The following is a 13,007-nucleotide window of genomic DNA, read 5'->3' on the forward strand; positions in this document are numbered from 1 at the left end:
AGGAGGAAGTCATGGCCGGTCCGCTTTCGGGGCTGACGATCGTGGAACTGGCGGGCATCGGCCCCGGTCCCATGTGCTCGATGATGCTGGGCGACATGGGTGCCGACGTGATCCGCATCGATCGCACCAAGGCACATGTCATGGACCGTCTTGCCGATCCGAAGTTCGCTGTGCACAACCGCAGTCGTCGTTCGGTATCGGTCGACCTGCAGAAAAAGGAAGGCGTCGAGGTGGTGCTGCGCCTCATCGACAAGGCCGACGGCGTCACCGAGCCGTTCAGACCCGGCGTCGCCGAGCGCCTCGGTGTCGGCCCTGATGTATGTCTCGCACGCAATCCCAAGCTGGTCTACGGACGGATGACCGGCTGGGGCCAGGAAGGACCGCTGGCCAAGGCGGCCGGTCACGACATCAACTACATCGCTCTGACCGGCGCGCTGCACGCGATCGGGCCGCAGGACAAGCCGACGCCGCCGCTCAACCTGGTGGGCGATTTCGGTGGCGGTGGCATGTTGCTGGCTTTCGGCATGGTGTGCGGCCTTCTCGAAGCCCAGAGGTCCGGCAAAGGTCAGGTCGTCGATGCTGCCATGGTAGATGGTACGGCCCTGCTGCTGGGTGCGCTCTACGGCATGACCGGGGCCGGTCTTTGGAACGATCAGGAACGCGGCGCCAATCTGCTCGATGGCGGCGCCCATTTTTACGGAACCTACGAAACCAGGGACGGCAAGTTCGTGTCCGTCGGTTCGATCGAACCGCAATTCTACGAGCTTCTGCTCGACAAGACGGGGCTGAAAGGGGAGTCGCTGCCGCCACAGATGGACCGCAAGGCCTGGGCCCAGCTCAAGAGCCGCCTCACCGCCATCTTCAAGACGAAGACCCGCGATGAATGGTGCGCGATCATGGAAGGAAGCGACATCTGCTTTGCGCCGGTACTGACGATGAAGGAGGCACCGCTCCATCCGCACGCCAAGGCGCGCGGCGCCTACGTCGATGTTTCGGGCTTCCCGCAGCCCGCCGCCGCGCCGCGCTTCTCGCGCACCAGGGAAAGCGTGCGCGGGCCGGCCGCGAAGCGAGGTCAGCACACCGACGAGGTGTTGGGCGAGAAGGGCTTCTCGGCTAAGGAGATCGCCGAGCTCAAGACCGCGGGAATCGTCGGCGCGCAGTAATGAGCGCATGATACGCGCCTTCGAATTGGCGGTTCGCCAACTCGGCGACCCTCGACTGCGGAGCGTGCTCTGGCAATCGCTGTTGCTGTCGCTGGTGTTGCAAGCGGCGATCGCTGCGCTGGCGTGGTGGGCGTTGCAGTCGTTCGCCACGTTCCAATGGAGCTGGGTCAACGACCTGATCCGCTGGTTGGGCGGCGGTGCCGTCGTGTTCGTGGCGTTGCTGCTGTTCCCCGCGAGCTTCGGCATCATCGTCTCGATCTTCATGGAGAGGATCGCCGACATCGTCGAAAGCGAGCACTATCCCGAACTCGGACCGGCTCACGGCATTCCGCTCTGGGCGGGAATCTGGTCGGGCCTGGTATTCCTGGTCACGCTGATCGTCCTGAATCTCGTCATGCTGCCTTTCTACCTCTTGGCGCTGTTCATTGCCGGCTTGGGTGTCGTGCTGTTCTACGGTATCAACGGTTGGCTGACCGGCCGGGAGTACTACGAGCAGGTGGCACTCCGCCGGCTCGAACGCACCGAGGTCAAGGCTTGGCGAAAGGCCAATGTCGGCCAACTGTGGCTGACCGGCATCGTCATCGCCTTCCTGGGCACCATCCCGGTGCTCAACCTGATCGTGCCGGTCATAGGGATGGCGGCAATGGTGCATGTGGCCCGAACGCTCAGATCGCCGGCCGGTACATCCAACGGGACCGGTCGGCCCTTTAATCCACCGGTTGAGCGGCGCTAGTATCGCTCCCATGAAGATCGCCCCCTCGACGCTGGCCGTGGCCGTATGCCTCGGGGGATGCGTCACCGGTGCCCCGGACTATGTGTTGACCGGCGGTGAAGTCGGCGTCTTCAGGTCGGCAAATGCCGGCCGACCTATCCCCCTCGACCGCATCAAAGGCATGGACGAGCGCGAGGTGATTGCGACCTTCGGCGCGCCTTTGCTCGACCGCAAGGATGAACCGGCTCGCGTCCTGCGCTTCCAGTCCGATGCCTGCACGCTCTTCGTGTCGCTATACCGTAGTGGCAACTCGGAGTGGCGAGCTTCCTTCGCCGAAGCGTACGACCCGCAGCTACGGCCCCTCCCATCGGTCGATCAATGCGCGGGGTCGGTGGCTACGCAGAAGAAGCGCCTAGCCTAGCCAGGCGTGTCCGATCTGTCCTCTCGCCAGAAATCGAGCTTCTCCTGCACCGGCCTGTCGGAGAAAGAGAACAACACCGCCTCGCTTGCCGCCTCGTGTACGACCGTCGTCCAGCTCGGTACGACGAACTGGTCGCGCTTCCTCCAGCGGAAGATCCGGTCGCCGATCCGACTCTCGCCTTCGCCTTCGACAACGGAGAAGACTGTGCCGTCGGTGCTGCGGTAGGGCGCCGTGACGAAGCCCGCCGGGAGGAGCTGCATGAAGGTGCCCATGGTCGCCATCGGCGCGCCGCCGCTGGCCGGGTTGACATAGCGCAGCTTGTAGCCGTGGCAGGCGTCGGCCGGACCCGCCTTGGCGAGGCCCGCCAACGCCTCTCGGGTGCGCGCATAGGGATAGTTGAAGATCGGCGAGGTTTGCCTGCTCGGCTTCCAGTCGACCGGCAGCAGCCCCGACGCGAACCTGGCGTCCGACGTGCCGGTTGGCGCCGTGACTGGCTGCTCGTCGGTGTCGAGGTTTTCGGCGAAGCCCGCGTTGAAGATCGCCACCATCGGTATGTCGAGTCCGTCGAGCCAGACCATGGGCTGCGATGAATCGTTGCCGTGATCGTGCCAGGTCCAGCTCGGCGTGATGACGAAATCGCCCTCACGCATGATCGTGCGCTCACCGTCGACCGTGGTGTAGGCGCCTTCGCCCTCCACGATGAAGCGCAGCGCCGACTGAGTGTGCCGATGGGCTGGCGCAATCTCGCCCGGCAAGATGAGCTGCAGGCCGGCATAGAGTGTCGGCGTCACGCAGGTACTGCCCCGCATCGCCGGATTCTCAAGAATCAGCACGCGTCGCACCGCCTCCTGGGCAGTGATGAGCGCACCAGCTTCCATCAGGAACGGCCTCACTTTCTCGTAGTCCCAATGAGCTGGCTGGTACTTCGGCAGGGGAGTCGGCGGCACGAGTTGGTGCAGCGACTCCCAGAGCGGAGCCATCGATAACCCGCCAATGCGCTCGTAGAAGTCGCGCCGCGTGTTGCCGCGGACGGCGCCGCCCGCCATCACCTGCTACTCCGCCGCGATCTTGAGGGATGAGTCGAGGCGCGCCATCGCCCGCGCGCGGCATGCTTCGGCAAAGGCATCGAACAGCACCGTCGAAACGGGATTCTCGAGTGCCCGGTGCTCGGGGTGCCACTGCACCGCCAGGCAGAAGCCCGGTCCATCGGACACGCTGAAGGCCTCGACCTGGCCATCGTCCGCCAGCGCCTCGAGCCGCGCGCGCGGCGCCAGCCGGTCGACGCCTTGGGCATGCAGCGAGTTCACGCGCACCCGCCGCTCGCCCAACAGCCGGTGCAACAGGCCGCCTTCGACAATCTCGACATCGTGCACCGGCGCGTAGTTCACATCGGCGTCGGTGGTCCTGGGCGAGCGGTGATCGCGCCGGCCGTCGACCTCGTGTACGAACTGGTGCAGCGTGCCCCCAAGCGCCACGTTGACTTCCTGCAAGCCGCGGCATATCGCAAACAGTGGCACCGCCCGATCGATGGCATGCCGAATCAGCGGCAAGGTCATGGCGTCGCGCGCTGCATCGTGCACGGTGCCATCCCGGCTTGGCGCACCGCCATAATGGCGCGGCTCGACATTGGACGGGCTGCCCGTCAGGACCACGCCATCCAGCGAATCGAGCAGGTGGTCGAGCGCATCGGTCATTGTCCCGCCTTCGGCGAGTTCGCGTCCGATAGCCGGGATCAAGACCGGCAGCGCGCCAATGGAGCCCAGCGTCGCCTGGACGTACTTTTCGTTGACGGTGTGCTGCCAGCCGCCGCGGCCATTCTCCTTCAGGCAGGCGGTGATACCTACCAGAGGCCGCAATAAACGTCGTCTCATGAACGCTATCATCGCCAAAGCGCGGTTTCTTGGCAATTGCCGCCCCGGCGGGCCCGCCCGCATCTTGTGCAGTGCTGGCTTGCGTGGTACCGCCCGCCGCCAACAAGCCAGCCAGCGAAAGCATGCCGATGTCGAACGCCAATCCGCCATCCTCCAGCCCGACCCCGCCGCAGGCGCCTCCGGCGCCTCTCACCATGCACGGCCAGTACATCAAGGACCTGAGCTTCGAGAATCCGCGCGCGCCGCAGAGCCTGATCGAGCAGAAGCAACCTCAGCTCAGCCTGAACGTGACGGTCAACACCAAGCAGTTCGATCCTCGCACCTTCGAGGTGGCGCTCACCATCGAAGCGAGCGCACAGACGCCCGAGAAAGAACCGCTCTTCATGCTCGAGCTGATCTACGCCGGCACGGTGTCGCTCGGCGAAGTGCCGCAGGAAGCGGTCGGTCCGCTGCTCTTCATCGAGACGCCACGGCTGCTCTTCCCCTTCGCCCGCGCCATCGTGGCCAACGCCACGCGCGAGGCCGGCTTTCCGCCTCTCAACATCGCGCCTGTGGATTTCGTCGCGCTCTACCGCCAGCAACTCGAGGCGAGTGGCGGGCAGATTTCCACGGTGCCCAGCGGTCCGGTCGGCCACGCCTAGCTGGCATCTGACGGCGCTATTCTGTCTTCAGCCAGATGGGATCGCTGATCTGCTTCAGGAACTCGGCATGGGCCGCGAGCTCTGCCTCGCTTGCTGCATGCAGCCGGGATGGGCGCACCGGTCCGGTCATGAGGCCGACGCTCACCGCTGCCGAGATCGCCGACGCAAGACCGAGGTCGCGCTGGCGGCCGCCGCTCAGTTCAAGATAGACCTCGGCCAATAGCTCTGCATCGAGCAACGCGCCGTGTTTGGTGCGATTCGAGTTGTCGACCCCGAACCGCACGCACAGCGCATCGAGGCTGGCGCGCTGGCCGGGATACTTCCTGCGCGCCATCGACACGGTATCGACGTAGGGGTTGGCCAGACTGGCGCGGCCGCAACGCCCCAGCTCTGCGTTGAGAAACCCGAGATCGAACTGGGCATTGTGAATGACCAGCCGCGAATCGCCGATGAAGCCCAACAGCTGATCCACCTTGTCGGCGAACAGCGGCTTGTCAGCGAGGAATTCGTCAGTGATGCCATGCACATCCTGGGCGGCGCTCGGCATCGGCATTTCAGGATTGAAATAGAGCTGGAAGGTGCGCCCCGTGGCGACCATGTTCATCAACTCGATACAGCCTACCTCGACGACGCGGTGCCCGGCGAGCGGATCGAGCCCGGTGGTTTCCGTGTCGAGGACGACTTCGCGCATCGCCCGACCTTCTAGCCTACTTTCGTTGGGCGCGCGCCAGACGGGCTGTGAATTTCTCCTTCCAGGGATCGAGCGGCCAGCAGCAGCCTCGCCGCCGCTTGAGGCGCGCCACTGCCTGCTTGAGCGCGGCGCGAGTCGGAGCCAGTCCCAACCCGGTGGGTATGACGATCGTCGCCTTGCGCCGCTTCACCGGATCGGGAACCTGCTGACGCAGGATGCCATCGAACCGGTCGGTCGTCATGCCAAGCCGCGCCATGACCCGCCGGCGTTGCAGGAAAGCCGGTGCACTAACCACCAGCGTGGCGTCGACCCGTCGCTCTCCCAGGCCCTCGAACAGCAGGGGGATGTCGAGCACGACGAGCGGCACGCGACGCTGGGCGGCGCGCTTGAGGAACCCCTTCTGACGCTGGCCTACCAATGGATGAACGATGGCTTCCAGTCGCCGCAGTGCCTCCTTGTTGCCGAATACACGCGTGCCGAGCGCCTGGCGGTCGAGCACACCCCCTTTTACCACGCCTGGGAATGCAGCCTCGATAGCCGGCAATGCCGTACCCCCGGGAGCCTGAAGGGCGTGGACATTGGCGTCGGCGTCGTACACGGGCACGCCCATCTGCCGCAGCATCCTCGCCGCAGTGGACTTGCCCATGCCGATGGAGCCAGTAAGGCCGACGATAACCATTGCACAATTCCCCCTTCCCGGAGGCCGGCAAGGGCAGGCGCCGAGAGAAGGAACTCGAACTACGGAAGCAGAACCGTCTGGCCGGTTGTCTTGCGGCTCTCAAGGTCGATGTGGGCCTGCGCAGCCTCGGCCAACGGATAGCGCTGGTCGATGGCGATCTTCACCTTGCCGCTCTTGACCATCTTGAACACGGCCTTGGCAGCGGCTTCCAGCGACTTGCGCGTGGCGGTGTAGGCGCCGAGACTCGGCCGCGTGACGTAGAGCGAGCCTTTGGTGTTGAGGATGCCGAGCGCGACCGGCGGCACCGCGCCCGACGCGTTGCCGAAGGAGACCATCAGGCCGCGCGGCTGCAGGCAATCGAGCGAGGCATTCCAGGTGTCCTTGCCGACACCGTCGACGACGACCGGCACGCCTTTGCCCTTGGTGATCTTCTTCACTTCGGCGACGATGTCCTCCTTGGTGTAGTCGATCACCCACTTGTAGCCGTTCTTCCTGGCGAGGGCGGCTTTCTCGGGCGACGAGGTCGTGCCGATCACTTTGTAACCGCGCGCCTTGGCCCACTGGCCGAACAGCAGGCCGACACCGCCGGCAGCGGCGTGGAACAGGATGATATCGCCCTTCTTCAGCCAGGCCTTGGGCGTGTGATCGACCAGATACTCGGTCGTCATGCCCTTGAGCATGATCGCGGCGGCCTGTTCGTCGCTCACGCCCTTGGGCACATGAACCAGCTGGTCGACGCCCATCAAGCGCTCCTGGCAGTACGCGCCGAGCACACCGCAATAGGCCACCCGGTCGCCCTTCTTGAAGCCGCGGACCTTGGGGCCCACCTCAACGATGACGCCTGCGGCCTCGCGGCCTACGGCGTTCGGCAGAGGCGTTTGATAGAGGCCGGAGCGTGTGTAGACGTCGATGAAATTGAGCCCGATTGCGGTGTGCCTGATCTTCACCTGGCCTGGGCCGGGCGAGCCGACGTTGACGTCGGCGAGCTGCATCTTCTCAGGTCCGCCATTTTCGTGAATCAGGATCGACTTCGACATCTCTTCTCCCCCTCTGCTCGGCACCTGCCAGAGTAGCAAGTATAATGGCGGCCTGCTCGTCCGCCAGCCTGAGACAAACCCCGATTCCAGGAGGGACTTGATGCGCCGCCGCCGTCTGCTCTTCGCCACTGCCGTCGCCTTGACTGCGCCGGGAATCGTCCGCGGACAGACCGTCCAAAGGAGCGCCAAAGCCTCCTATCGGCTGGTGACGTTAGCAACCGGCTTTGTCCAACCATGGAGCATGGCCTTCTTGCCCGGAGACGGGATATTGATCACGGAGCGGCCGGGACGACTGAGACTGTTCGCCAACGGCAAGCTCGATCCTCGACCTGTACTGAACGCGCCCAAGGTCTATGCTTCCGGCCAGGGCGGGCTGCTCGACGTTTGCCTGCACCCCGACTTTTCCCGCAACGGCGTGCTCTATCTGACCTACTCGGCACAGGATGAGGGCGGCGCCGCGACCCGCGTGGCGCGCGCGGAGTTCCGTGGCGACGGCCTGCGCAGCCTGACGCCGCTTTTCGAGGCTCTGCCACGCGCTTCGGGAAGCCTGCACTTCGGTTCACGCATCGCCTTCGACCGTGCCGGCCTGATGTACGTCACCACCGGCGAGCGTTACCAGATGAAACGGGCGCAAGATCTCAACGACCTGGCCGGCAAGGTAGTGCGCCTGCGGGACGACGGCTCTATTCCCCACGACAATCCGTTCGTCGGGCGCGCCGGCATGCGACCTGAGATTTTTACCTATGGACATCGCAATCCGCAGGGCATCGCCGTCCATCCTGCCACGGGCCGCATCTGGATTTGCGAACACGGGCCGAGGGGCGGCGATGAAATCAATATCCTGAAGCCGGGCGCCAACTACGGCTGGCCTCTAGCCACACATGGAGTCGACTACAGTGGCGCCATCATCAGCCCCAACAAGAGCCTGCCCGGCATGGAGGATCCCGTGCGCGCCTGGGTGCCGTCGATCTCGCCGTGCGGCCTCTGCTTCTACACTGGCGATCCCTTCCCTGAGTGGAAGGGATCGATGTTCACCGGCGCCCTGTCGAACGACGCGTTGTTCCGCATCGAGTTCGACGGCGAGCGCTATGTCAGCGAGGAACGGTTGCTCGTCGAACGACTTCCGTATATCCGCGACGTACGCCAAGGGCCCGATGGACTCCTGTATCTTGTCACGCAGAGCGGAGACAGCGGATTGTACCGCATCGAACCCGCGTAAGTCTGAAGAAATGACCGGCCCACGTCTCATCCTTGCTTCCGCCAGTCCCTCGCGCCGTCAGCTCCTCGCTAATGCCGGACTCGAGTTCGAGGTCGAGCCGTCGGGTGTAGACGAGGACGAGGTGAAACGCAGCCTTCTGGCCGAGCGCGCCTCGCCGCAGGAGATCGCGGAGGAGCTCGCCGAGATGAAGGCGCTGCGGGTCTCCAGCCGTCATCCCGAAGCCATGGTGGTAGGCGGCGATTCGACTCTCGCTTGCGGTGGGCGCATGTTCGACAAGCCTCTTGGCTTGGACGCGGCGCGCAAGCAGCTCCTCGCGTTGCGCGGCCTGACGCATGAACTTTTTTCATCGGTCGTCGTCGCCCGCGGCGGCACACGTCTGTGGCACTGGAATGAACGTGCGAGACTCACGATGCGCCCCTTCTCCGAACCCTTTCTGAACGCCTATCTCGCGCGCACCGGCGAGCAGGTCCTGTACTCAGTCGGCGCCTACCAGCTCGAGGGACTGGGCGCGCACCTGTTCAGCCGGGTCGACGGCGACTATTTCACCATCCTCGGCCTGCCGCTGCTCCCGCTGCTGTCGTTCCTGCAGGGCCACGGCATCGGCCTGGAGCAGGCGGCATGAGCTCCTACGACAAGCTGCTCGCCGACGCGCGCGGCCGGCCCTTCGCCTGCGTCGTCGGCTGGCCGATCGAGCATTCGCGTTCCCCCGCCCTGCACGGCTATTGGCTGCGCAAGCACGCCATCGACGGCCACTACGGCCGTCTCGCCGTCGAGCCCAGGCGCGAGGCGCTCGAGGAGCTGGTCGCCTTCCTCAAGCGCACGCCCAATGCGCGCGGCTGCAACCTCACCCTGCCGCACAAGATCCAGATCATGCCGCTGCTCGACCATCTGCACGCGACGGCGACTCATATCGGCGCCGTCAATACGGTGATCAAGCGGGCCGACGGCAGTCTCGAAGGTCGTAATTCCGACGGCTTCGGCTTCCTGCAGGCGCTTGCCGAAGGCGCGCCCGACTGGAACGCGACGGCCGGTCCGGCCGTCGTGCTGGGCGCCGGCGGTGCGGCGCGTGCCGTGGTGGCGGGCCTCGTCGCGGCGGGGGTGCCTGAGCTGCGGCTGGTCAACCGCACGCAGCAGACCGCCATCGATCTCGGCGTCACCTTCGCGCCCAAGGACGGCCGGCGCATCGCCATCGAGCGCTGGGACGAACGCAGCGCGGTGCTGGATGGCGCCACGCTGCTCGTCAACACGACCTCCCTCGGCATGACGGGCCAGCCGCCCCTCGAAATCGACCTGGCGCGCCTGCCGCAGAGCGCTGTGGTGGACGACATCGTCTCCGTGCCACTCGAGACGCCGCTTCTCGCCGCCGCCCGCGCGCGCCACCATCGCTCCGTCGATGGTCTCGGCATGCTGCTGCACCAAGGCCGCATGGGCTTCGAAGCCTGGTTCGGCCAGAAGGTGACCGTCAGCGCCGAGCAGCGCGCGGAGGTCTTGGCGGCATGACGGCAGGCAATCCGCCGGACGGCTTCAAACCGCTGTTCCGGACTAGCCCGTTCCTCGACCACAACGGCCCGTTCTTCTATCGTGACAACGCCGACGGCGCGTTCGTCATCGGACTGCGCATCAGGCCCGAGCACGCCAATGCCCGCGGCGGCGCGCACGGCGGACTGCTGATGACGATGTGCGACATCGCTTTAGGCTACCGTACGACGAGGAGTCAGACACCCTCTCCGATGCTAACCACGGCGAGCGTCACCACCGACTTCGCCGGCGGCGCCAAGGTCGGCGACTGGGTGGAGGCCCATGTCGACGTGCACAAGGTCGGCGGCCGACTGGCCTTCGCCAACTGCTACCTGGTGTGCAATGGCGAACGCATCGTGCACGCGTCCGCCGTCTTCGCCCGCAGCGGCGATCGCCCCGCCGCTACTGGTTCATAGAGCCGAAGAAGTCCTGATTGGTCTTCGCCGTGCGTAGCTTGTCGAGCAGGAACTCGATGGCATCGACGGCACCCATCGGCATGAGGATGCGGCGCAGCACCCACATCTTCGACAAGGTCGCGCGGTCGACCAGCAACTCCTCCTTGCGGGTGCCCGACTTGGTGATGTCGATCGCCGGGAAGGTGCGCTTGTCGGCGACCTTGCGGTCGAGGATGATTTCGGAGTTACCGGTGCCCTTGAACTCCTCGAAGATCACCTCGTCCATGCGGCTGCCGGTGTCGATCAGCGCGGTTGCGATGATGGTGAGCGAGCCGCCCTCCTCGATGTTGCGCGCTGCGCCGAAGAAGCGCTTGGGCCTCTGCAGCGCGTTGGCATCGACGCCGCCGGTCAGCACCTTTCCCGAACTCGGCACCACGGTGTTGTAGGCACGGCCGAGGCGGGTGATCGAATCGAGCAGGATCACGACGTCGCGCTTGTGCTCGACCAGCCGCTTGGCCTTCTCGATCACCATTTCGGCAACGGCGACGTGACGGCTCGCCGGCTCGTCGAAGGTCGAACTCACGACCTCGCCCTTGACCGTCCGCTGCATGTCGGTGACTTCCTCCGGTCGCTCATCGACGAGCAGCACCATGAGGAACACCTCTGGATTATTGGCGGTGATGGCATGCGCGATGTTCTGCATCAGCACGGTCTTGCCCGTGCGCGGCGGCGAGACGATGAGCGCGCGCTGGCCCTTTCCGATCGGCGCAATCAGGTCGATCACGCGGGTCGAGATGTCGAGCTGCTGCTGCGGCGTGCTGGTGGCCTTCTTGGTCAGGGTACCGGTGGTGCGTCGGCCGGTCGAGACGCGGCCCGATGAGGTGGCGCGCGCGGAGCTTTGCTCCTCGGAGATGGTCGGCGCCATCACGCCCGCACCCTCCATTTCTAGCTTCAGCTTCTCGTCGGGATAGAGCGGCGTCAGCGAATCGAAGCCGATGCGGTGACGCAACGCTTCGGGATCGTCGAAGTTGATCTTGTTGATCTGCACGAGGGCGAAGTAGCGCTCGCCATCCTTGGGAGCGCGGATCTCGCCCTCGACCGTGTCACCGGTGCGCAGGCCGAAGCGGCGGACTTGGGTAGGGCTGACATAGATGTCGTCGGCTCCGGGCAGATAGTTGGCTTCCATCGAGCGGAGGTATCCGAAGCCGTCGGGTAGCACTTCGATGGTGCCACTTCCGAAGATCGCCTGGTCGTTGGCGGCGAGCTTCTGGAGGATGGCAAACATCAGCTCCTGGCGGCGCATCTGGGCGGCGCCTTCCACGCCTTGCTCCTCAGCGAACGCGAGGAGTTCGGGCGGCTTCTTCTTCTTGAGATCTTCGAGATTCATGTGGCTTCAGTCGTTGGGAAGTGACGCACGCGCTCGGCGGCCGGGGCGGCCAAACCATCAAAATACAGCGCTGTGTCGTACTGGATGGACCCCGTCGATCACCGCCGGGCGGCAGCGCCAAGGGCCCTGAGGCGACGCCTATATAGGGGCCCGCCCGGTTTCTGTCAAAGGCTGGTCTTGTTGGCTTCGCGCCTGCTCCGAAGCTGGTTCGGGAACCCTCAACCTTCCTGCTCCGCCAGCATCTCGGCGTAGCGGTAGATCTCGGTATGGTCGGCGGCGGAGCCGAGCTTCGCGTGCGCGGCCGCCCAATAGGTCACAGCGTCCCTGAGCATCGGCATGTTGAGCTTCAGGTGCTCGGCCACGTCGCCCGCGGTGCGTAGGTCCTTCGCCATCAGGGCCGTCGTGAATCCGGCGGCGAAAGTGCGCGAGACGACGAACTGCCGGCCCTTCACTTCGGTAGCGTTACTCTTGCCGGTCGAGCTGTTGAACACATCGACCATGGTACCTGGATCGAGGCCGAATGCCTCGCCGACGACCAGCGCCTCGCACATCGCCACCAGGCCTGCGGCGGAGAGATAGTTGTTGAGCGCCTTCATGGCGTGACCCGCCCCGGTCGGTCCGCAGAGCGTGATGGTCTTGCCCATGGCGGCCAGGAGCGGCCGCGCCCGGTCGAGATCCGCCGCAGCGCCCCCCACCATGATGGAAAGCGAGCCGTCGACCGCACGCCTGACACCGCCGGATACAGGCGCATCGAGCAACGCCACGCCTGATGCCGCAAGATCGCGCGCGAGCCTCTGAGTATCGACGGGATTGGACGAGCTCATATCGATCACCAGCGCCCCCGCATCCAGACCCTCGCGCGCCGCGTCCTTGCCCTCGATCACGGCCTGCCGGACCACCTCGCCGTCGGGCAGCATGGTGATCAGTGCCGACGCTCCCTGCGCCGCAGCCTTGGCCGAGGCCGTCGCCAGCACCGAGGGATGAGCGCCGACGAAATCCGACACCGCCTTCTGCGACAAGTCGAAAACGCGGATCTTGAAGCCCGCTTGTGCAAGATTCGCCGCCATCGGTCGACCCATCATGCCGAGGCCGAGGAAAGCGATGGTGCTGCCGGGTGCGAGTGCCGTCATCGGCGGTCTCCCGAGGTGAGGTCGTATTCATAGAGCGGCGACGTGCAGTCGGGAATCGCATCCGACGGGGTATTCCGCAGGAAGCGCGCACCCATAGGCCCATGGAACGCGGCGGTGCGGGGATCGGCTTGGGCCTTCGGCCT

The 13,007-nt window shown here is 65.3% G+C and carries 15 protein-coding genes; 8 read left to right on the forward strand and 7 right to left on the reverse strand.

Annotated features, from left to right (window positions below; translation table 11 throughout):
- The first annotated feature begins 11 nt into the window (after positions 1 to 11).
- The 3 genes from KIT25_22410 to KIT25_22420 are packed head-to-tail and all read left to right on the forward strand — an operon-like array spanning position 12 to position 2,296.
- Complete coding sequence (locus tag KIT25_22410) at positions 12 to 1,163, forward strand: CoA transferase (protein UYN94743.1); 1,152 nt, start codon at positions 12 to 14, stop codon at positions 1,161 to 1,163.
- A gap of 7 nt (positions 1,164 to 1,170) precedes the next feature.
- A complete protein-coding gene (locus KIT25_22415) occupies positions 1,171 to 1,896 on the forward strand; it encodes an EI24 domain-containing protein (protein ID UYN94744.1) in 726 nt (241 codons plus the stop codon).
- A 10-nt stretch (positions 1,897 to 1,906) separates the two neighbouring features.
- Complete coding sequence (locus tag KIT25_22420; protein UYN94745.1) at positions 1,907 to 2,296, forward strand: hypothetical protein; 390 nt, start codon at positions 1,907 to 1,909, stop codon at positions 2,294 to 2,296.
- On the opposite strand, the gene gtdA is transcribed toward KIT25_22420, so the two are convergent.
- Both gtdA and KIT25_22430 read right to left on the reverse strand, forming a co-directional pair.
- Complete coding sequence (gtdA, locus tag KIT25_22425; protein ID UYN94746.1) at positions 2,293 to 3,342, reverse strand: gentisate 1,2-dioxygenase; 1,050 nt, start codon at positions 3,340 to 3,342, stop codon at positions 2,293 to 2,295. The genes KIT25_22420 and gtdA overlap by 4 nt on opposite strands.
- Positions 3,343 to 3,348: 6 nt before the next feature.
- Complete coding sequence (locus KIT25_22430; GenBank protein UYN98027.1) at positions 3,349 to 4,167, reverse strand: gamma-glutamyl-gamma-aminobutyrate hydrolase family protein; 819 nt, start codon at positions 4,165 to 4,167, stop codon at positions 3,349 to 3,351.
- 128 nt (positions 4,168 to 4,295) lie between these two features.
- Here KIT25_22430 and secB point away from each other — a divergent pair, with 128 nt between their 5' ends.
- Positions 4,296 to 4,808, forward strand: a complete 513-nt coding sequence (gene secB / locus KIT25_22435) for a protein-export chaperone SecB (GenBank protein ID UYN94747.1) — start codon at positions 4,296 to 4,298, stop codon at positions 4,806 to 4,808.
- Between the two features lie 16 nt (positions 4,809 to 4,824).
- Here the strand turns inward: secB and dnaQ are convergent, their stop codons facing one another.
- The 3 genes from dnaQ to KIT25_22450 are packed head-to-tail and all read right to left on the reverse strand — an operon-like array spanning position 4,825 to position 7,215.
- Positions 4,825 to 5,499, reverse strand: coding sequence for a DNA polymerase III subunit epsilon (gene dnaQ, locus KIT25_22440; protein ID UYN94748.1), 675 nt, complete (start codon positions 5,497 to 5,499; stop codon positions 4,825 to 4,827).
- A gap of 16 nt (positions 5,500 to 5,515) precedes the next feature.
- Positions 5,516 to 6,178 (reverse strand): dephospho-CoA kinase, encoded by a 663-nt coding sequence (gene coaE, locus KIT25_22445; GenBank protein UYN94749.1) that lies wholly within the window; start codon positions 6,176 to 6,178, stop codon positions 5,516 to 5,518.
- Between the two features lie 59 nt (positions 6,179 to 6,237).
- On the reverse strand, positions 6,238 to 7,215 hold the full coding sequence (locus tag KIT25_22450) for a quinone oxidoreductase (GenBank protein ID UYN94750.1): 978 nt from the start codon (positions 7,213 to 7,215) through the stop codon (positions 6,238 to 6,240).
- Positions 7,216 to 7,315: 100 nt separating this feature from the next.
- Between KIT25_22450 and KIT25_22455 the strand changes: the two genes are divergently transcribed.
- The 4 genes from KIT25_22455 to KIT25_22470 are packed head-to-tail and all read left to right on the forward strand — an operon-like array spanning position 7,316 to position 10,368.
- Positions 7,316 to 8,434, forward strand: a complete 1,119-nt coding sequence (locus tag KIT25_22455; protein ID UYN94751.1) for a PQQ-dependent sugar dehydrogenase — start codon at positions 7,316 to 7,318, stop codon at positions 8,432 to 8,434.
- A gap of 10 nt (positions 8,435 to 8,444) precedes the next feature.
- Complete coding sequence (locus tag KIT25_22460; GenBank protein UYN94752.1) at positions 8,445 to 9,056, forward strand: Maf family protein; 612 nt, start codon at positions 8,445 to 8,447, stop codon at positions 9,054 to 9,056.
- Positions 9,053 to 9,934, forward strand: coding sequence for a shikimate dehydrogenase (locus KIT25_22465; protein UYN94753.1), 882 nt, complete (start codon positions 9,053 to 9,055; stop codon positions 9,932 to 9,934). Before KIT25_22460 ends, KIT25_22465 begins: the two co-directional genes overlap by 4 nt.
- Entirely contained in the window at positions 9,931 to 10,368 is a 438-nt protein-coding gene (locus KIT25_22470; GenBank protein ID UYN94754.1) for a PaaI family thioesterase, read from the forward strand. The genes KIT25_22465 and KIT25_22470 overlap by 4 nt, the downstream gene beginning before the upstream one ends.
- Here the strand turns inward: KIT25_22470 and rho are convergent.
- On the reverse strand, positions 10,355 to 11,734 hold the full coding sequence (gene rho / locus KIT25_22475; protein UYN94755.1) for a transcription termination factor Rho: 1,380 nt from the start codon (positions 11,732 to 11,734) through the stop codon (positions 10,355 to 10,357). The two genes, KIT25_22470 and rho, sit on opposite strands and share 14 nt — an antisense overlap.
- 218 nt (positions 11,735 to 11,952) lie before the next feature.
- Positions 11,953 to 12,864: an NAD(P)-dependent oxidoreductase gene (locus KIT25_22480; GenBank protein ID UYN94756.1), complete on the reverse strand. Its 912-nt coding sequence runs from the start codon at positions 12,862 to 12,864 to the stop codon at positions 11,953 to 11,955.
- Positions 12,865 to 13,007 lie beyond the last annotated feature (143 nt).

Origin of the sequence: Enhydrobacter sp., from assembly GCA_025808875.1 — a bacterium.
Taxonomy (GTDB): domain Bacteria; phylum Pseudomonadota; class Alphaproteobacteria; order Reyranellales; family Reyranellaceae; genus Reyranella.

Excerpts from the sequence above, each read along its gene's own strand:
- KIT25_22410 (UYN94743.1), top strand. The coding sequence starts at position 12 with ATGGCCGGTCCGCTTTCGGGGCTGACGATCGTGGAACTGGCGGGCATC.
- KIT25_22415 (UYN94744.1), top strand. The coding sequence starts at position 1,171 with ATGATACGCGCCTTCGAATTGGCGGTTCGCCAACTCGGCGACCCTCGA.
- KIT25_22420 (UYN94745.1), top strand. The coding sequence starts at position 1,907 with ATGAAGATCGCCCCCTCGACGCTGGCCGTGGCCGTATGCCTCGGGGGA.
- gtdA (UYN94746.1), bottom strand. The coding sequence starts at position 3,342 with ATGGCGGGCGGCGCCGTCCGCGGCAACACGCGGCGCGACTTCTACGAG.
- KIT25_22430 (UYN98027.1), bottom strand. The coding sequence starts at position 4,167 with ATGAGACGACGTTTATTGCGGCCTCTGGTAGGTATCACCGCCTGCCTG.
- secB (UYN94747.1), top strand. The coding sequence starts at position 4,296 with ATGTCGAACGCCAATCCGCCATCCTCCAGCCCGACCCCGCCGCAGGCG.
- dnaQ (UYN94748.1), bottom strand. The coding sequence starts at position 5,499 with ATGCGCGAAGTCGTCCTCGACACGGAAACCACCGGGCTCGATCCGCTC.
- coaE (UYN94749.1), bottom strand. The coding sequence starts at position 6,178 with ATGGTTATCGTCGGCCTTACTGGCTCCATCGGCATGGGCAAGTCCACT.
- KIT25_22450 (UYN94750.1), bottom strand. The coding sequence starts at position 7,215 with ATGTCGAAGTCGATCCTGATTCACGAAAATGGCGGACCTGAGAAGATG.
- KIT25_22455 (UYN94751.1), top strand. The coding sequence starts at position 7,316 with ATGCGCCGCCGCCGTCTGCTCTTCGCCACTGCCGTCGCCTTGACTGCG.
- KIT25_22460 (UYN94752.1), top strand. The coding sequence starts at position 8,445 with ATGACCGGCCCACGTCTCATCCTTGCTTCCGCCAGTCCCTCGCGCCGT.
- KIT25_22465 (UYN94753.1), top strand. The coding sequence starts at position 9,053 with ATGAGCTCCTACGACAAGCTGCTCGCCGACGCGCGCGGCCGGCCCTTC.
- KIT25_22470 (UYN94754.1), top strand. The coding sequence starts at position 9,931 with ATGACGGCAGGCAATCCGCCGGACGGCTTCAAACCGCTGTTCCGGACT.
- rho (UYN94755.1), bottom strand. The coding sequence starts at position 11,734 with ATGAATCTCGAAGATCTCAAGAAGAAGAAGCCGCCCGAACTCCTCGCG.
- KIT25_22480 (UYN94756.1), bottom strand. The coding sequence starts at position 12,864 with ATGACGGCACTCGCACCCGGCAGCACCATCGCTTTCCTCGGCCTCGGC.